The organism is Flavobacterium sp. 270 (assembly GCF_004368785.1).
Taxonomy (GTDB): domain Bacteria; phylum Bacteroidota; class Bacteroidia; order Flavobacteriales; family Flavobacteriaceae; genus Flavobacterium.
On record NZ_SODM01000004.1, the window covers coordinates 533592 to 547697 of the forward strand.

At 34.8% G+C, this 14106-nt stretch carries 12 protein-coding genes; 9 read left to right on the forward strand and 3 right to left on the reverse strand.

The window, feature by feature from the left end; translation table 11 throughout:
• Window positions 1–146 precede the first annotated feature (146 nt).
• From EV144_RS16855 to EV144_RS16865, 3 genes are all read right to left on the reverse strand, one after another.
• Window positions 147–1235: an NADH:flavin oxidoreductase gene (locus EV144_RS16855; RefSeq protein WP_134150333.1), complete on the reverse strand. Its 1089-nt coding sequence runs from the start codon at window positions 1233–1235 to the stop codon at window positions 147–149.
• Window positions 1236–1559: 324 nt separating this feature from the next.
• Window positions 1560–2303 (reverse strand): SDR family NAD(P)-dependent oxidoreductase, encoded by a 744-nt coding sequence (locus tag EV144_RS16860; protein ID WP_134150334.1) that lies wholly within the window; start codon window positions 2301–2303, stop codon window positions 1560–1562.
• 11 nt (window positions 2304–2314) lie between these two features.
• The gene (locus tag EV144_RS16865) at window positions 2315–3304 is read right to left on the reverse strand and encodes a quinone oxidoreductase family protein (protein WP_134150335.1); all 990 of its coding nucleotides are present in this window, start codon (window positions 3302–3304) and stop codon (window positions 2315–2317) included.
• Window positions 3305–3531: 227 nt separating this feature from the next.
• Here EV144_RS16865 and EV144_RS16870 point away from each other — a divergent pair, with 227 nt between their 5' ends.
• The 9 genes from EV144_RS16870 to EV144_RS16910 all read left to right on the forward strand — a co-directional run bounded on the left by EV144_RS16870 (window position 3532) and on the right by EV144_RS16910 (window position 14083).
• Window positions 3532–4062 (forward strand): Crp/Fnr family transcriptional regulator, encoded by a 531-nt coding sequence (locus EV144_RS16870; protein ID WP_134150336.1) that lies wholly within the window; start codon window positions 3532–3534, stop codon window positions 4060–4062.
• Between the two features lie 158 nt (window positions 4063–4220).
• A complete protein-coding gene (locus EV144_RS16875; RefSeq protein ID WP_134150337.1) occupies window positions 4221–5102 on the forward strand; it encodes a helix-turn-helix transcriptional regulator in 882 nt (293 codons plus the stop codon).
• A 149-nt stretch (window positions 5103–5251) separates the two neighbouring features.
• Window positions 5252–5923 (forward strand): DsbA family protein, encoded by a 672-nt coding sequence (locus EV144_RS16880; RefSeq protein ID WP_134150338.1) that lies wholly within the window; start codon window positions 5252–5254, stop codon window positions 5921–5923.
• A gap of 100 nt (window positions 5924–6023) precedes the next feature.
• The gene (locus EV144_RS16885; RefSeq protein WP_134150339.1) at window positions 6024–6659 is read left to right on the forward strand and encodes an NUDIX hydrolase; all 636 of its coding nucleotides are present in this window, start codon (window positions 6024–6026) and stop codon (window positions 6657–6659) included.
• Window positions 6660–7142: 483 nt separating this feature from the next.
• Window positions 7143–7526, forward strand: coding sequence for a hypothetical protein (locus EV144_RS16890; protein WP_134150340.1), 384 nt, complete (start codon window positions 7143–7145; stop codon window positions 7524–7526).
• An 85-nt stretch (window positions 7527–7611) separates the two neighbouring features.
• The gene (locus EV144_RS16895; RefSeq protein WP_134150341.1) at window positions 7612–8268 is read left to right on the forward strand and encodes a sigma-70 family RNA polymerase sigma factor; all 657 of its coding nucleotides are present in this window, start codon (window positions 7612–7614) and stop codon (window positions 8266–8268) included.
• 642 nt (window positions 8269–8910) lie between these two features.
• Window positions 8911–11679, forward strand: a complete 2769-nt coding sequence (locus tag EV144_RS16900; RefSeq protein ID WP_134150342.1) for a TonB-dependent receptor — start codon at window positions 8911–8913, stop codon at window positions 11677–11679.
• A gap of 25 nt (window positions 11680–11704) precedes the next feature.
• Window positions 11705–12973: a right-handed parallel beta-helix repeat-containing protein gene (locus EV144_RS16905; RefSeq protein ID WP_243854695.1), complete on the forward strand. Its 1269-nt coding sequence runs from the start codon at window positions 11705–11707 to the stop codon at window positions 12971–12973.
• 27 nt (window positions 12974–13000) lie between these two features.
• Window positions 13001–14083 (forward strand): phytase, encoded by a 1083-nt coding sequence (locus EV144_RS16910; RefSeq protein WP_134150343.1) that lies wholly within the window; start codon window positions 13001–13003, stop codon window positions 14081–14083.
• Window positions 14084–14106 lie beyond the last annotated feature (23 nt).

Sequence of the window (14106 nt, forward strand, 5' to 3'; positions counted from 1 at the left end):
CCTTTATTGGTGTTATAAATCAACTTTTGATATCTTAAAGTTGTAATGTTTTAACACAGCAAATGTAGGATCGGGATAAAGGAGTCTATTTCATCAAAAGTTCAAAAACTGTTCTGTAGAGTTCACTATAATTGATGGAGAAATGTTTAAAAAGATCCTGGAGCAACAAAGGTTTGCCATCCTCGTAAATGATTTATAAAACGTTCGCTTAATCCTCTCTGACGGAGATATTCTGCTTTTACCGGAAGTTTTGGACTTTCGTAAAATGGGTTTGCCGCTACCTGAAGAGGAAAGTCCTGTTGTAAAATACCTGCTCGTCCAATTAGTACAAAATCACAGCCTTCGTCCAATAATTCTCCGGCACGTTGTGCACTCATAATTTTTCCGGCAGTACCTAGTCTAACCCCTTTTCTGTTCAGTTCTGTAAAAACACTCAACATTGTTTTTCCCTGAAATTTACCTTCCTGAACCATCTGAGCCGAATCCCACAGTGCCAGATCTAGATAGTCGATCATTTCACGATCAAAAATTTCTGCGGTAACTTCACGAAGTTCCTCAAGTCGAAGTCCGTATCTTTCAATAGACAAACGCCAGCCGATCTGAAAATCCGGTCCGCAGGCTTTGCGTATACCTTCTATGACTTCGATTGTAAAACGGGCACGATTCTGCAGACTTCCGCCATATTTATCTTTGCGGTTATTTAAATAAGGAGACATGAATTCGGAAAGAATCCAGCCAAAAGCGCCGTGAACCGCTACGCCATCAAATCCTGCCAACTGTGCTCTTTTTGCTGCTGTGATAAAACTATCGCGAATGCGTTCCACTTCTTCAGTAGTAATTGCATTTGTATCTGGTACAACGCCATTAGAAGCAGGAGCCGGAATTCCTCCTAACTGCGGATTAGCACGATGGCCTGCGTGATGTAACTGAACAGCCGATAATCCGCCTCCATTACTAATAGCTTTGGCCATTTTGGACAAACCAGGTAAATGTGCATCACTGTGAATTCCTAATTGACGGGCAAATGCAATTCCTCCGGATTCAACCGTTGTCGCACAGGTTTGAACTAAACCATAGCCGCCATTTGCAAGTTGTTCGATCCACAATTGATCATATTCTGATGCGCGTCCATCATATTCACTTTGCTGATTAGTAAGAGGAGCCAGCATAAAACGGTTTCGCATTGCAGGGCCGTGTAAAAGTGTGAGGGGTTTAAATAAATCGGAAACTGACATCTTGATTAATTTTTAATTCAACTTTAATTTTATTTACAGGACAAAATTAGAGTGATGGCAAGGGAAGCCATTTCATGAAAAGTTCAAAAAATATCGGATAAAGTTCAGGTGAGATACTATTTGAGGTTAGCACAAAACCCGGCGAACCATGTTAAACCATGATTATCATCAAAGAAGAGAGTAAGTCGTCTTAACCTCTTTAACTTTTGTGGTAAAGAGGCCAATCCGAACTTAAAGTGTCATTTTTAACACAAAATAAATTTTATAGATATAGAAATACAATACCCTTTTTACATTAAAAAGGGATAACATTAATTTTAGAATTTAGGCACTTTGTCCTCCATCTACATTAATCGTTGTACCTGTAATATACTGTGCATCGTCGCTTGCCAAAAAAGCTGCTGCAACACCAATATCTTTCGGCTGTCCGTAACGTCCCAGAGCTACAGCCTGCAGCATATGATCACTAAAAGGACCGTCAGAAGGATTCATATCAGTATTGATAAGACCGGGCTGAATAATGTTTACGGTAATATTTCTGCTGCCAAGGTCTCTTGCCCAGCTTCTTGTATAGGCAGATAAGGCAGCTTTAGTTGCAACATAATCTCCCATTCCCGGATACGGACTACGGCTTGCCCCTGTTGAACCAATGGTAATGATTCTGCCTCCGTCATTTAAAAATGGCAGGATTGACCTTACGGTATGGGCTACACCAAATACATTGACATTCCACTGTCTGTCATATTCAGATACATCTACGCTCTGATCGTCTACTGTCCCGTTGATAAACAAACCGGCATTGTTCACCAGTATGTCTATTTTTCCTAGTTCAGCTGCTGATTGGATAGCCATTTCGATATTCTGTTTATTTCCTGTGTCGGCTTTTATTGCCTTTACAGTAACACCTAATGACTCGATCTCCTTAACTAATTGTGCTGCTTTTTCATCCGAACTTACGTAGGTGAATATGACATTGGCTCCTTGTGCTGCTAACTCTCTTACGATTCCTTCGCCAATTCCGCGGCTTCCGCCTGTTACTAAAGCTGTTTTGTTTTTTAATTTTGACATGATTATAAATATTAAAGATTGATATTAAATAAAATTGATCCTTTTGTCAGACCGGATTCAAGATCCTGGTGTGCTTTTGCAGCATCAGATAAGGAATAAATAGTGGGGTTTATTTCCCCAAGAATGCCGGAACGAAATGCATCAAAAACATCTTTAGCTGATCTTTTCACACTTTCCTGATCAGGCAGATAACTCCCTAAATTTGGCTGTATAAGTTTTATATTTTTTGAGGTGATTAAAGACCTGTCGATAATTGGACTTCCGGAAGAAAATCCAAATAAAAGAGCTGTCCCTCCATTTTCAAGTAAAACAAGAGACTGATTAAATGTAGCCTGTCCAACTCCATCAAAAACGGCCTTTATTCCTTTACCTTTTGTAAAAGAATAAACGGACTCCTGCAGATCTTCGGTATCTAATGTGATAACGTGGTCAATGCCGTGTGCCAGCGCATATTCTTTTTTGGAGCTGCTTCCAACGGTACCTATTACTGTTGCGCCCAGCGCTTTTGCCCATCGGCTGATTAAGGAACCTACACCTCCTGCAGCTGCATGAACAAGGATAATATCATTTTTCTGAACCGGATAAGCTTCTTTTATAAGCATTCTGGCTGTCATTCCTTTGGCCATTAATGACGCTGCCTGATCAAAACTGATATCGTCCGGAATCGCAATAAGTTCCTGCTCATTAATAAGTCTACGCTCAGCATAAGCACCTAGAGAAAAGAAGTAGCCAACCCTATCCCCTGGCTTAAATTTTTTAGCAAGTGGACCAACAGCCTCAACTGTACCAGCAGCTTCAACTCCGATAATTGTTGGAAGATTACTTAATGGAAAACTTCCGTTTCTAAATAGAACATCAACAAAATTTAAGGCAATCGCTTCTTGTTTGATTAATACTTCATTTCCCTGCGGATCTGCAATACTATCTTTCGTATATTGCAGTACAGATGGTGGTCCCTGTCTGTTTAAACGGACTAAGCTGCTTAGTGATTTTGAATTCATTTTAATGTGTTTTAAAATTTGACATTTTCATAATTCAAAATTGCATTTAAGTGAAAAGATGGATATTGACAAATGCAGGTAAATAATCTTGACATTTGTCAAGTAAAAAGCAGTAAAAAAATATCATACTTTTACAGAAATTAAACCTAAAACTGTTTCCATTGCTTATTATATCACACGAACCGCTATTTTCCTATATAGAATCCAAATCGGGTTTGGAGCTGACTATGTCTGAAAAAGAACTCGTTGCAGCTGTTTTTATGACGAAACATTTACGAAAACGACAATATCTTTTACAGGAAGGCGATATCTGTAAATACATGTCTTTTATTATAAAGGGTGCTGGTCGAGTGTTTGCAGTTAATGACCGCGGGCAGGAACATATCTTTCGTTTTGCGGTAGAAAATTGGTGGCTTGGAGATTTTGAAAGTTATAATTTTAGTACTCCATCCATTTATAACATCGAAATGCTTGAAGATTCTGATGTGTTAATGATTACAAAAGACCATTTGGATGAATTAAGGAAAAATGTTAATGCAGTCGATATTATGATAAGAGAGATCGATAAAAAAGGTGCTGTAGCGACCCAAAGGCGCATTCATTCTTCTATTAGTCTTAACGCAGAAGAACGATACAGCAATCTGCTGCATACTTATCCTAATTTCCTGGAGCGTTTTCCACAGGTCATGATCGCTTCCTATCTTGGTATTACTGCTGAAACGCTTAGCAGGATCCGAAAAAATTTACTAAAAAAATAATACTTTACTGAATAGTTTTTTTGTTTTAATTAATGATGAAGATGCTAAAAAAAAGGAAAGTAATAATTATCCATTATAATGTCAAAATTGTCCATTTGATAAACACATACGGCGATACAACTTTGTAAATCATTAAATTCTGGCTAAAATCTACGATTATGGAAAATCTTAATTGCAATGTTATTATAAAAGAAACTCCTGATGTTTTCTCTTGGAATGAAAGTATTTTTCTCTTCCACTATAAACAAAAGCGAGAAATTAAGATGGCAGATATGTGTGTTCACATGAATCTTATCAGCGTAGTACTAGAGGGAACAAAAGAGATTTTAGATCACGGAAGTAAAATGATTGTACCGGCTGGTTCAGGCTTTTTTATGAAAAAAGGTTCTTATCTGGTTTCCGATAAAGTCGAAGATCCCGATAAAGGTTTCGAATGTATTATAATCTTTTTTTCTGATGAATGGCTTCAATCTCAGGTTGACAGTATATTAGGCAAAAATGCTAAATCAGATTTTGAAAATTGTCCGCAGAATGATCGGGATATGGCGCTGCTGGAAGAAGATGGACTCTTATCTATTTTTATGACACAACTTCAAAGCTGTATGGCTACTAAAAATGATACAAATCGCTTACAGTCATTACTGCCATTGAAAATAAAGGAACTATTACAAATATTAATTTCTGCGCCCAACGGACATCTTTTTGAAGCGCAGCTTCGCAGTCTGGATACACACTTAAATCCAGATTTAGTAAAGCTTATGCAGAGCCATTATAAGGAAAATATATCTCTTGAACAATATGCATTCCTTGCCAACTACAGTTTGTCAACTTTTAAAAGAAAGTTCACCCAAACCTTTAAAATGAATCCCGGAAAATGGATCATGCAGCGCAGATTGGAAGAAGCATATGAATTGCTGAAATCGGAAATGAACGTTACCGAAGTTGCCTATGAAGTTGGTTTTGAAACACCGGCGCATTTTATATCTTCCTTTAAACAGAAATACAGAGATACGCCCAAACAGCTTCAGCAAAAGTTTTAAATTCTAATTTAATCTAAACTTTACAGAACATTTTTTGAACTTTTCATGAAATTCTAACTTTAAGGATGTGGCTAATTTTGTATTGACAAAAAGAAAGAATAGCAAAAATTATTCTTACATGTTGATACAAAATCTTAAAATTCAGAATTATGAAAATGTTTTATTTCACAGACGCAATGTGTTCATGGTGTTACGGTTTTAGCCCGGTCATCAAACAATTAAAAAAAGAGTATCCTGAAATTGATCTGCAGATTATCTCTGGCGGCTTCTCACCGGGAAGTAAACAAAAAGTTGATGCAGACTATAATGACTTTCTTGAATTTCACTGGAACAATGTAAACCAGCGCAGCGGACAGTATTTTGATCATTCAATGAAATTCGTATCCGATACTTTTCAATATGATACAGAACCATCAAGCCGCGCTCTTACAACGGTTCAGCAATTGATCCCCAACAAAGACTTTGAATTTTTGAGTCTTTTACAGGTTTCATTTTATGTGGAAGGTAAAGATATTACAGACGAAAAAATCTTAGCCGGTCTTGCCGAAAAAATAGGAATCGACAGCAAGCTTTTTCTTGAAAATTTTAATTCAGATGAAATGAAACGCAAAACGGTTCAGGGATTTGAATTCAGCCGACAATTGGGCGTAAAAGGATTTCCTACTCTTCTTACTCTTGAAAATGGAGCGGTTAAAGTGATTAGTCACGGCTTCCAGGGTTTTGAAACTTTAAAACCAACTATTGATAGTTATTTAAAAACTACAATAACCGCTGAAGCAGCGTATGGACAATCTTGTAACGACACTTCCTGCGGATGCTAAAGATTATAGAGGCTGATTTTTAAAATAGAAAACTGGCCTCTTTTCTATTAAAATATTCTCTGGGTTTAACTAATCCTGTCTAATCATAATTATTGCTGCCATGAAATCTTTTATTTCATTTATAGAAAAAATTAGAAATAATTTAAAAAAGCCTCTTCCAGCCGAAGCATCCCACAAAGTTATGGAAGCTTTATCAGCAAAATACCTTGACTTAAAGCCTGATGAACAAACACGTAAAAGCGCCGTTTTAATTCTTTTGTACCCGCACAAAAACGAAGTTTATTTTCCTTTGATTTTAAGACCTTTATACAATGGTTTTCATTCGGGAGAAATTGGTCTGCCCGGAGGAAGATATGAATTGACCGATAAAGATTTAATCCAAACGGCATTACGGGAGACCGAGGAGGAAATCGGAGTAAAAATTGAGGATATACAAGTTTTAGGAACGCTTACGGAAATTTATATTGGTCCGAGTAATTTCTTTGTTCTTCCGGTTGTAGGATACCTTCCTCACAGACCTGATTTTATCGCAGATGAATATGAAGTTGAGGAAATATTAGAAGTAAAATTAAATTATTTTGCAGATCCGAAGATTATCGATTCTGCCACGATACCAATCTCAAACGATTTGGTTTTAACACCTTATTACAAAGTGAAAGATCATAAAGTCTGGGGAGCCAGCGCAAAAATGATTAACGAATTACTATCCGTCTCAGGTGAGAATGTTTCTTTCTAAGCATTCGTAAGAACAATTGCATTTTTGATTGATGATTAATATTTCGAGGTAAAGTTCATAAAAAAATCATTCTAGTTTTTGTGGCAGAATCGTGGCACAGTACTTTTTGAAGAAGCAAAAAATCAGTAAAATAAAGGTCTTTCGAGTTTAGGTTCGAATCGGAATGTTACTTACACCATAAGAATTCCTTAAGATTTTCGCTAAGAATATGAAACAGTATCAGAATTTCGTCTTTAAAAATTAGGTTCCGTCGAAAGTACTGACAGTACGCAGAGCACTTTTTGTAATGTCAAAAATAAAAAATCTGCATAATGCCGCAATATAACAAATCAAGTATTCACCACTTATACAACAACTTACAAGCAAAAATCGTTTAGTATTTGTGCATACAAAATTACTTCTGGTAAATAATTTGTATATTTATTGTAACCTTTTACTATCTCGTTTCCTCTACTTTTAAATATAACTATTAAATTTAAAAAAATGGAAACAAACAGTTTAAAAACAAACTTTACACCAACTTTCAATTTATTACGAATAACTTTTGGGATCGTTCCAATTGTAGCGGGTCTTGATAAATTTACCAATTTATTGACAAACTGGGAAAATTATCTTAGTCCGGGAGCTATTAATATGCTTCCCTTTAATCCTCATACTTTTATGATGATAGTAGGAATAATTGAAATTATTGCCGGAATAATAGTTTTAGTAAAACCAGCAATTGGAGGGTATATTGTGGCGGCTTGGTTAACGCTTATTGGCTTGACTTTATTATTTAGCGGCACTTATTTAGATGTTGCGGTTAGAGATTTTGTAATGGCTGTTGCAGCATTTTCATTAGCAAGAATAGCAAAAATAGTATCATAAATTATCTAAATATTGAGTTTACAGTTTTTGATTGTAAACTCAATATTTTCATTGCCTTTTATAATTGCTTTACCTAAAATAAACTATGAAAATAAACGAACAATACTCTGATACTGATATTATAGACAAAATTGTTCAGGGCGAATTTGCTTTGTTTGAAATTTTAATCAGAAGATACAATCCTTATCTCTATAAAATCGGAAGATCTTATAATTATAATCATGAAGATACCCAGGATTTAATGCAGGAAGCCTTTATTTCTGTTTATACTAATCTTATAAAATTTGAAAAACGATCGACATTTAAAACTTGGATTATCAAAATAATGCTAAACTGTTGTTACAAAAAACAGCAAAAATTCAGTTCAAAAAATGAAGTATTAAAAAATATAAAAAATAATGCTATACCAGTTTTTTCAGGGGATCAAAACACTGATACAAATAAGATTATAATGAATAAAGAATTAGGGCACATTATTGAAACCGCATTAAGTCAGGTACCCAAAGAGTATCGTGTAGTTTTTTCACTGCGTGAAATTAATGGATTAAATATTTCAGAAACTGCCGATGTTTTAAACATCAGCGAATCAAATGTAAAAGTCAGGCTTAATAGAGCCAAAACTATGCTCAGAAAAGAAATTGAAAAATCATATACATCCGCTGAAATTTTTGAATTTAATCTAATTTATTGTAATGAAATGGTTGATCGTGTAATGGGCAAGTTACAAGCTTTAAGAGAATAATACCTAAAAAATAGCCTCTCCATTGAAGCATAAAACATTCACATGCATAAATTACAGCGTGAACCATAACAATAAAGAAGTAGAGTTGACACCTTTTTTCCACAGAAATATAAGGCGAATTAGAGATTTTAATGTTCTAATCTTACACATTTTTAGTTTAGTGGCAAAATCATAGCGTATTACATTTTCGAAAGATAAATACTTAGCACAATTAAGCACTGCAGAGTCTAGGTTTGAATATTCAAAGGGTAAAAGGAGTAAAAAGGCCGCTTTTCAATCTTTTCAAGAAACCATAAAAAACGCGGTTAAACCTTCAAATCCAAGTATTAGCAGGTTTTTTATTTTATCGCACTTTACAATTTAGATTCTTTATGAAATAGTGTCTAACTATTCTAAAAAATCTAAAAACTCAATATCTCAAACTTGATTTTTGATTTTATTCTTAATTGTTCAAATATAAAACCATAAAAGAGGTAATATATCTAATTTTTAAAATGTTTTTCTCTCTTTTTTTTATTGTTTTGGCTTGGATCTGACGGCGCTTAATATTACTATAATAAATAATTTATGTGTGTCTTATTGTTAACTATTAGGTTGCATTAGCTTAATACTGTGCTTCTATTTTTGCGGAAAAATAATTCCATGAAAAACTTTATATTTCTTTTTACTCTTTCTTTTTTTCTTACACTATCAGCAAAAGCATCGGATCTTAAAGGTAATGTTTACGATTCTGAAACAGGAGAACCTTTGGTTGGTGTATCAGTTTCGTTGACAAACACCAATGAGAACACCGTTACCGGGCTTGATGGTTCTTTTAAACTTAGTAAATTATCTTCTGGAAATTATACCTTAAAAATTAGCTATACCACTTATCAAAGTATTTCGAAAGAAATTACAATTGACAAAGAAGGTTCTCAAGATTTAAAATTTTACTTGCAGCCTGAAAGCAAAGTATTAAATGAAGTTGTCATTAAAAGCAATGGAGGTGCAAATGAAGAACACACCGCCCGAAGGTTAGAGAAAGAATACACCCAAGTGACCAATATTGTATCTGGTAAAGCAATAGAAATATCTCCAGACTTAACGGTTGCCAATGTAATTCAACGTGTTTCAGGCGTGTCGATAGAGAGAAATAGTAATGGAGACGGTCAATATGCTATTATTAGAGGTATGGATAAACGTTACAACTATACGCTGGTTAATGGAGTAAAAATACCAAGTCCTGATAATAAATATCGTTATGTTCCTTTAGATATATTCCCTTCTGACTTATTAGATCGATTAGAAGTTTATAAAACATTAACTCCAAATATGGAAGGAGATGCCATAGGCGGTGCCGTAAATATGGTAATGAAAGATGCTCCTGCTTCTAAACCTATTTTCAATATTAATTTTTCTGAAGGCTACAATCAGATGTTTTTTGATAGAAAATTTATGGGATACGAATACGACCAGATTAACAAAAAATCTCCGTATGAGTTAAATTCTAAAAATTATGAAGCTACTTCGAAAGATTTTCCAAAAGGAACATTAGATTATAAATACACAAATCCAGCTCCTAATTTTACATCTAGTATTTCGTTGGGTAAACGTTTTTTTGACAATAAACTTGGGATTCTTGTTGCAGGTAGTTATCAAAACTCTTATCGCGGCAGCAACTCTACTCTTTATAATACACAACTTGTTGGTACGGATGCATTTTCAAGCATTGTTAGTAAAAATTATCGTGAATATTCTGAACAGCAAAAACGATACGGTGTACAAGGAAAGCTAGATTACCAGATAAATCCATCGAACAAAATTAGTTTGTACAGTATGTTCTTAAATCTGGATAATATTCAGGCCAGAAATACACTTACCACCGATTATTCTTCTGAGTATCACCCAGAAACTGGTGACGCAAAATTGGTTTATGCTACAAGAACACGTTTTACAAAGCAGCAAATTTACAACAACACTTTACAAGGAGATAATACTTTATTTAATGATCGATTGAAAATTCATTGGTCAGGAGTTTACTCTTTTGCAAGTAATGAAGTGCCGGATAACACCAATATTATTGTTAATGGTGAAGAGAAAAACTTTGTAAGTACCCGTACCAAATTAGCTATTAATCCAATTACACACCGTTGGGAACGTAATACAGATGAAGATTTAGCTGGTTATTTAGATTTAACATACAGAGTAGCTTTATTTGGTAACAATGTCGATTTTTCTGCAGGAGGACTTTACAGAGATAAACAAAGAAGCAGTTTTTATAATAATTATACTTTGGCACCAACAAATCCAAATGCTGTTTACGGTGTAGATTTTACAGATTATACGCAATTAGATTTAGTAGTAAGTAATCCAACGGGCGCAGTAAGCAATTCTTTAACTTATGATGCTAGTGAAAAAACGGCCGCTGGTTACGGAATGTTCAATTATAAAACAGAAAAATGGCAGGCTATAGGCGGTGTGCGTATAGAAAATACCAACCAAGGTTACAATCTTCTTTTTCCTGCCGGAGAGCTTCGCCCAACAGGAAATCAAATTTACACTTATACGCTGCCTAGTTTAACTTTAAAATATTTTTTAAACGACAAACAACAATTACATGCTTCTTATTTCCGCTCGTTAAATCGTCCTGGATTTTACGAAATTGTACCTAGTAAAGTGGTTAACGAAGAATACCAAGAAAGAGGTAATCCTGATTTAAAGCCTGCAGTTGCTGACAATTATGATTTAAGATATGAGTTGTTTCCAGAAGCTGGCTCGCAATTATTTTTAGGTGCTTTTTATAAAAATATTAAAGATCCTATAGAATATACATTTTTGGCCGATGCAACCCGTGGACAAGACACTTATTATAGTCCAGGCAACTTTGGTACAGCAAAAAACTTTGGAGTAGAATTGGATTATATCAAGTTTTTTAACAAAGTTGGATTTAAAGTAAACTATACTTACACCGACTCTAAAATTACGACTCCAAAAGATAAAAAAATTATCGACGAAAATGGGAATCTGCAAAAAATATCAGTAATGCAGACCAGACCGCTTTATGGACAATCGGCACATATTGCAAATGCTTCTATACTTTATAAGGATACTAAAAATGGATGGGATGCGCAAATTGCTGCAGCTTATACTGGTCCTCGTATTAATACCGTTTCTCAATTTGTGGACAATGATTTATGGCAGGAAGGCTTTTTACAAATGGATGCGTCAGTTGAAAAAAGATTTAAATCGCACTTTAGTATTTACCTAAAAGCAAACAACATCTTAAATACGCCAAACAAATTATTTATAAAAGGCACAAATGCAGCAAACGCTAACATTGCAGAAAATAATATAGAATATAAGGGCAGAACACTAATAAGAGATGATTATTATGGTCAAAGTTATCTTATTGGCTTTCGTTACAAATATTAATTAATCCTGAAGAAATTAAATACAAATGAAAACAATTTTAAAAAACCTTAGTACTGCTTTTTTATTACTAATTATAATATCTGTAGCAGGCTGCGAAGATGCGAACAGCGACGTTGACACCAGTGTTGACAGCGGTTCTTCTTCTGGTGAAATCTCAGGAATCTGGCAAAAAGGAACTACACATAATATTACTGGAGATGTAATTATCCCAGAAGGAAAATCACTAACCATAGAAGAAGGTGTTACTGTAATTATGGATCCAGTGGCAAAAACTGAATTTATTGTAAAAGGTAATCTATACTCTTTAGGCACTGCCGACAACCCTGTGAAATTTACAGTACAGGAAAAAGACAGAACTGTAGACAATAAGTTTGGTAAAAAATGGGGCGGAATTTTAGCCACTCAAACTTGCAGTGAACTTATTTTAGACCACACTATTTTAGAATATGGCGGAAGTACTACTTCTGATGCTTCTACATCGGTAAAATTAGGCTTATACAAAGCGGTTGCCGGCGAAAACTTACCTGCTTTGTGGTTCTCGAATGTAAAAGGAAAATTGGTGGTTACGAACTCTATCATTAGAAATTTTCAAGAAGATTGTACTTATATAGAAGGCGGCAGTATTATCTTTTCGAATAATGTTTTCTATACAACAGGTGTTTCTGGAGGCGAGGCTATGAATTTTAAATCAGGCTGTTTAGTTGACGCGGCTTATAATTTGATATATAGCGCCAATACAAATGCATTTAAACTATCTAACGCAGGTCTTAGAAATCCACAAGCTGATATTGTTGCTTATAACAATACTATGGTAAATACCGGATGGCGAAGACCAACTGCAAAAGGCGGATCAATTTGGGTAGAAAATGCTGTAATAGCACACATCTATAATAATTTATTTGCTAATACCCGTTTCGGTATCAAAAGAGATACTAAAAGTTTAGAAGATGCACGCTCAGAGTTTAGCAATAACCTTTATTATGGTTACGACCAAACAACAGTAAATCAATTTCAACCTTCTAAAGATGTAATTGGTGGCAAAAACGACGTTATAGGGACAACTGCAGGACAAAACGATCCAGGTTTTGTGAATTATCCACTAAACAATCCTGTAAGCAGTCCAGATTTTGATATTACTTGGGATTTTCATTTAAAATCTAACTCTACTGCGCTTGGCAAAGGAACCACTAACTTTGTGAGACATTTTAGCAATCCTATAACTTTTAGTAATGGGTTAGCTTATGCTTCACCAGCACCAGCAACTTTTATCGGTGCTTATGGCCCAGCAAAATAAATCAACAATTACATTAACATTTATAAAATGATCAAGAATACACTGCTTATTATAGTTTTACTTTCGTTTTCAGTACAATCAGTTTACAGTCAAACGAAGAAAAAAAGCACTCCTGCAAAAGCCGTCAAAATAATAAAACCAGTTTATGTTTCCGAACCTGTGCAATTTGACAGTGATGATCCTGCTATTTGGATTAATAAAGATGATGCTTCAAAAAGTTTGGTTATAGGTACCGATAAAGAACAAGATGGAGGACTTTATGTATTTGACCTGCAAGGGAAGATATTGAAAGACAAAACCGTTAAAAATCTAAAAAGACCCAATAATGTAGATATTGCTTACGGATTGATTCTTAACGGAAAACCAACAGATATCGCCATTACTACTGAAAGATTAGGAAACGACCTTAGAATCTTTTCTATCCCAGATATGAAACCTGTTGACAACGGGGGTATTAAAGTTTTCGAAAACGAGACCGAACCCGATTATAATGCTCCAATGGGTGTTGCCGTTTATACTGCAAAAGATGGCAAAATATATGTTATTGTAGGACGCAAAACCGGTCCTAAAACTGGCGGGTATCTTTTTCAATATTTATTAGAAGACAATGGAAAAGGAGAAGTAAAAGCTACTTTTGTTAGAAAATTTGGAGAATACAGCGGTAAAAAAGAAATAGAATCAATTGCTGTAGATAACGAACTTGGATATGTTTATTATTCTGATGAGCAATTTGGTGTACGCCAATATTATGCAGATCCATCTAAAGGAAACGAACAATTATCTCTTTTTGCCACAACAGGTTTTGCCGTAGACCATGAGGGTATTTCTATTTATAAGCTGACTGCTACGACAGGTTATATTTTAGTATCAGATCAAGGCGCAAACCGTTTCCAGATTTTTAGCCGTGAAGGCACAAAAGGCAATCCATTTGAGCACAAACACTTAAAGACAGTAAATGTTTTAGCAAAAGAAAGCGATGGCTCAGAAATAACCAGCATTCCTTTAAATGCTGATTTTAAACATGGTTTGTTTGTTGCTATGAGTACCGATAGAACATTTCATTTTTACCGCTGGGAAGACATTGCTGGCAAAGATTTAAAAATAAAGTAGTTTAAACTTTTAGTTGAGGAAGA

Bases quoted from the DNA above. Each gene is read 5' to 3' on its own strand.
- EV144_RS16855 (WP_134150333.1), bottom strand. From the start codon at position 1,235: ATGTCAGTTTCCGATTTATTTAAACCCCTCACACTTTTACACGGCCCT.
- EV144_RS16860 (WP_134150334.1), bottom strand. From the start codon at position 2,303: ATGTCAAAATTAAAAAACAAAACAGCTTTAGTAACAGGCGGAAGCCGC.
- EV144_RS16865 (WP_134150335.1), bottom strand. From the start codon at position 3,304: ATGAATTCAAAATCACTAAGCAGCTTAGTCCGTTTAAACAGACAGGGA.
- EV144_RS16870 (WP_134150336.1), top strand. From the start codon at position 3,532: ATGTCTGAAAAAGAACTCGTTGCAGCTGTTTTTATGACGAAACATTTA.
- EV144_RS16875 (WP_134150337.1), top strand. From the start codon at position 4,221: ATGGAAAATCTTAATTGCAATGTTATTATAAAAGAAACTCCTGATGTT.
- EV144_RS16880 (WP_134150338.1), top strand. From the start codon at position 5,252: ATGAAAATGTTTTATTTCACAGACGCAATGTGTTCATGGTGTTACGGT.
- EV144_RS16885 (WP_134150339.1), top strand. From the start codon at position 6,024: ATGAAATCTTTTATTTCATTTATAGAAAAAATTAGAAATAATTTAAAA.
- EV144_RS16890 (WP_134150340.1), top strand. From the start codon at position 7,143: ATGGAAACAAACAGTTTAAAAACAAACTTTACACCAACTTTCAATTTA.
- EV144_RS16895 (WP_134150341.1), top strand. From the start codon at position 7,612: ATGAAAATAAACGAACAATACTCTGATACTGATATTATAGACAAAATT.
- EV144_RS16900 (WP_134150342.1), top strand. From the start codon at position 8,911: ATGAAAAACTTTATATTTCTTTTTACTCTTTCTTTTTTTCTTACACTA.
- EV144_RS16905 (WP_243854695.1), top strand. From the start codon at position 11,705: ATGAAAACAATTTTAAAAAACCTTAGTACTGCTTTTTTATTACTAATT.
- EV144_RS16910 (WP_134150343.1), top strand. From the start codon at position 13,001: ATGATCAAGAATACACTGCTTATTATAGTTTTACTTTCGTTTTCAGTA.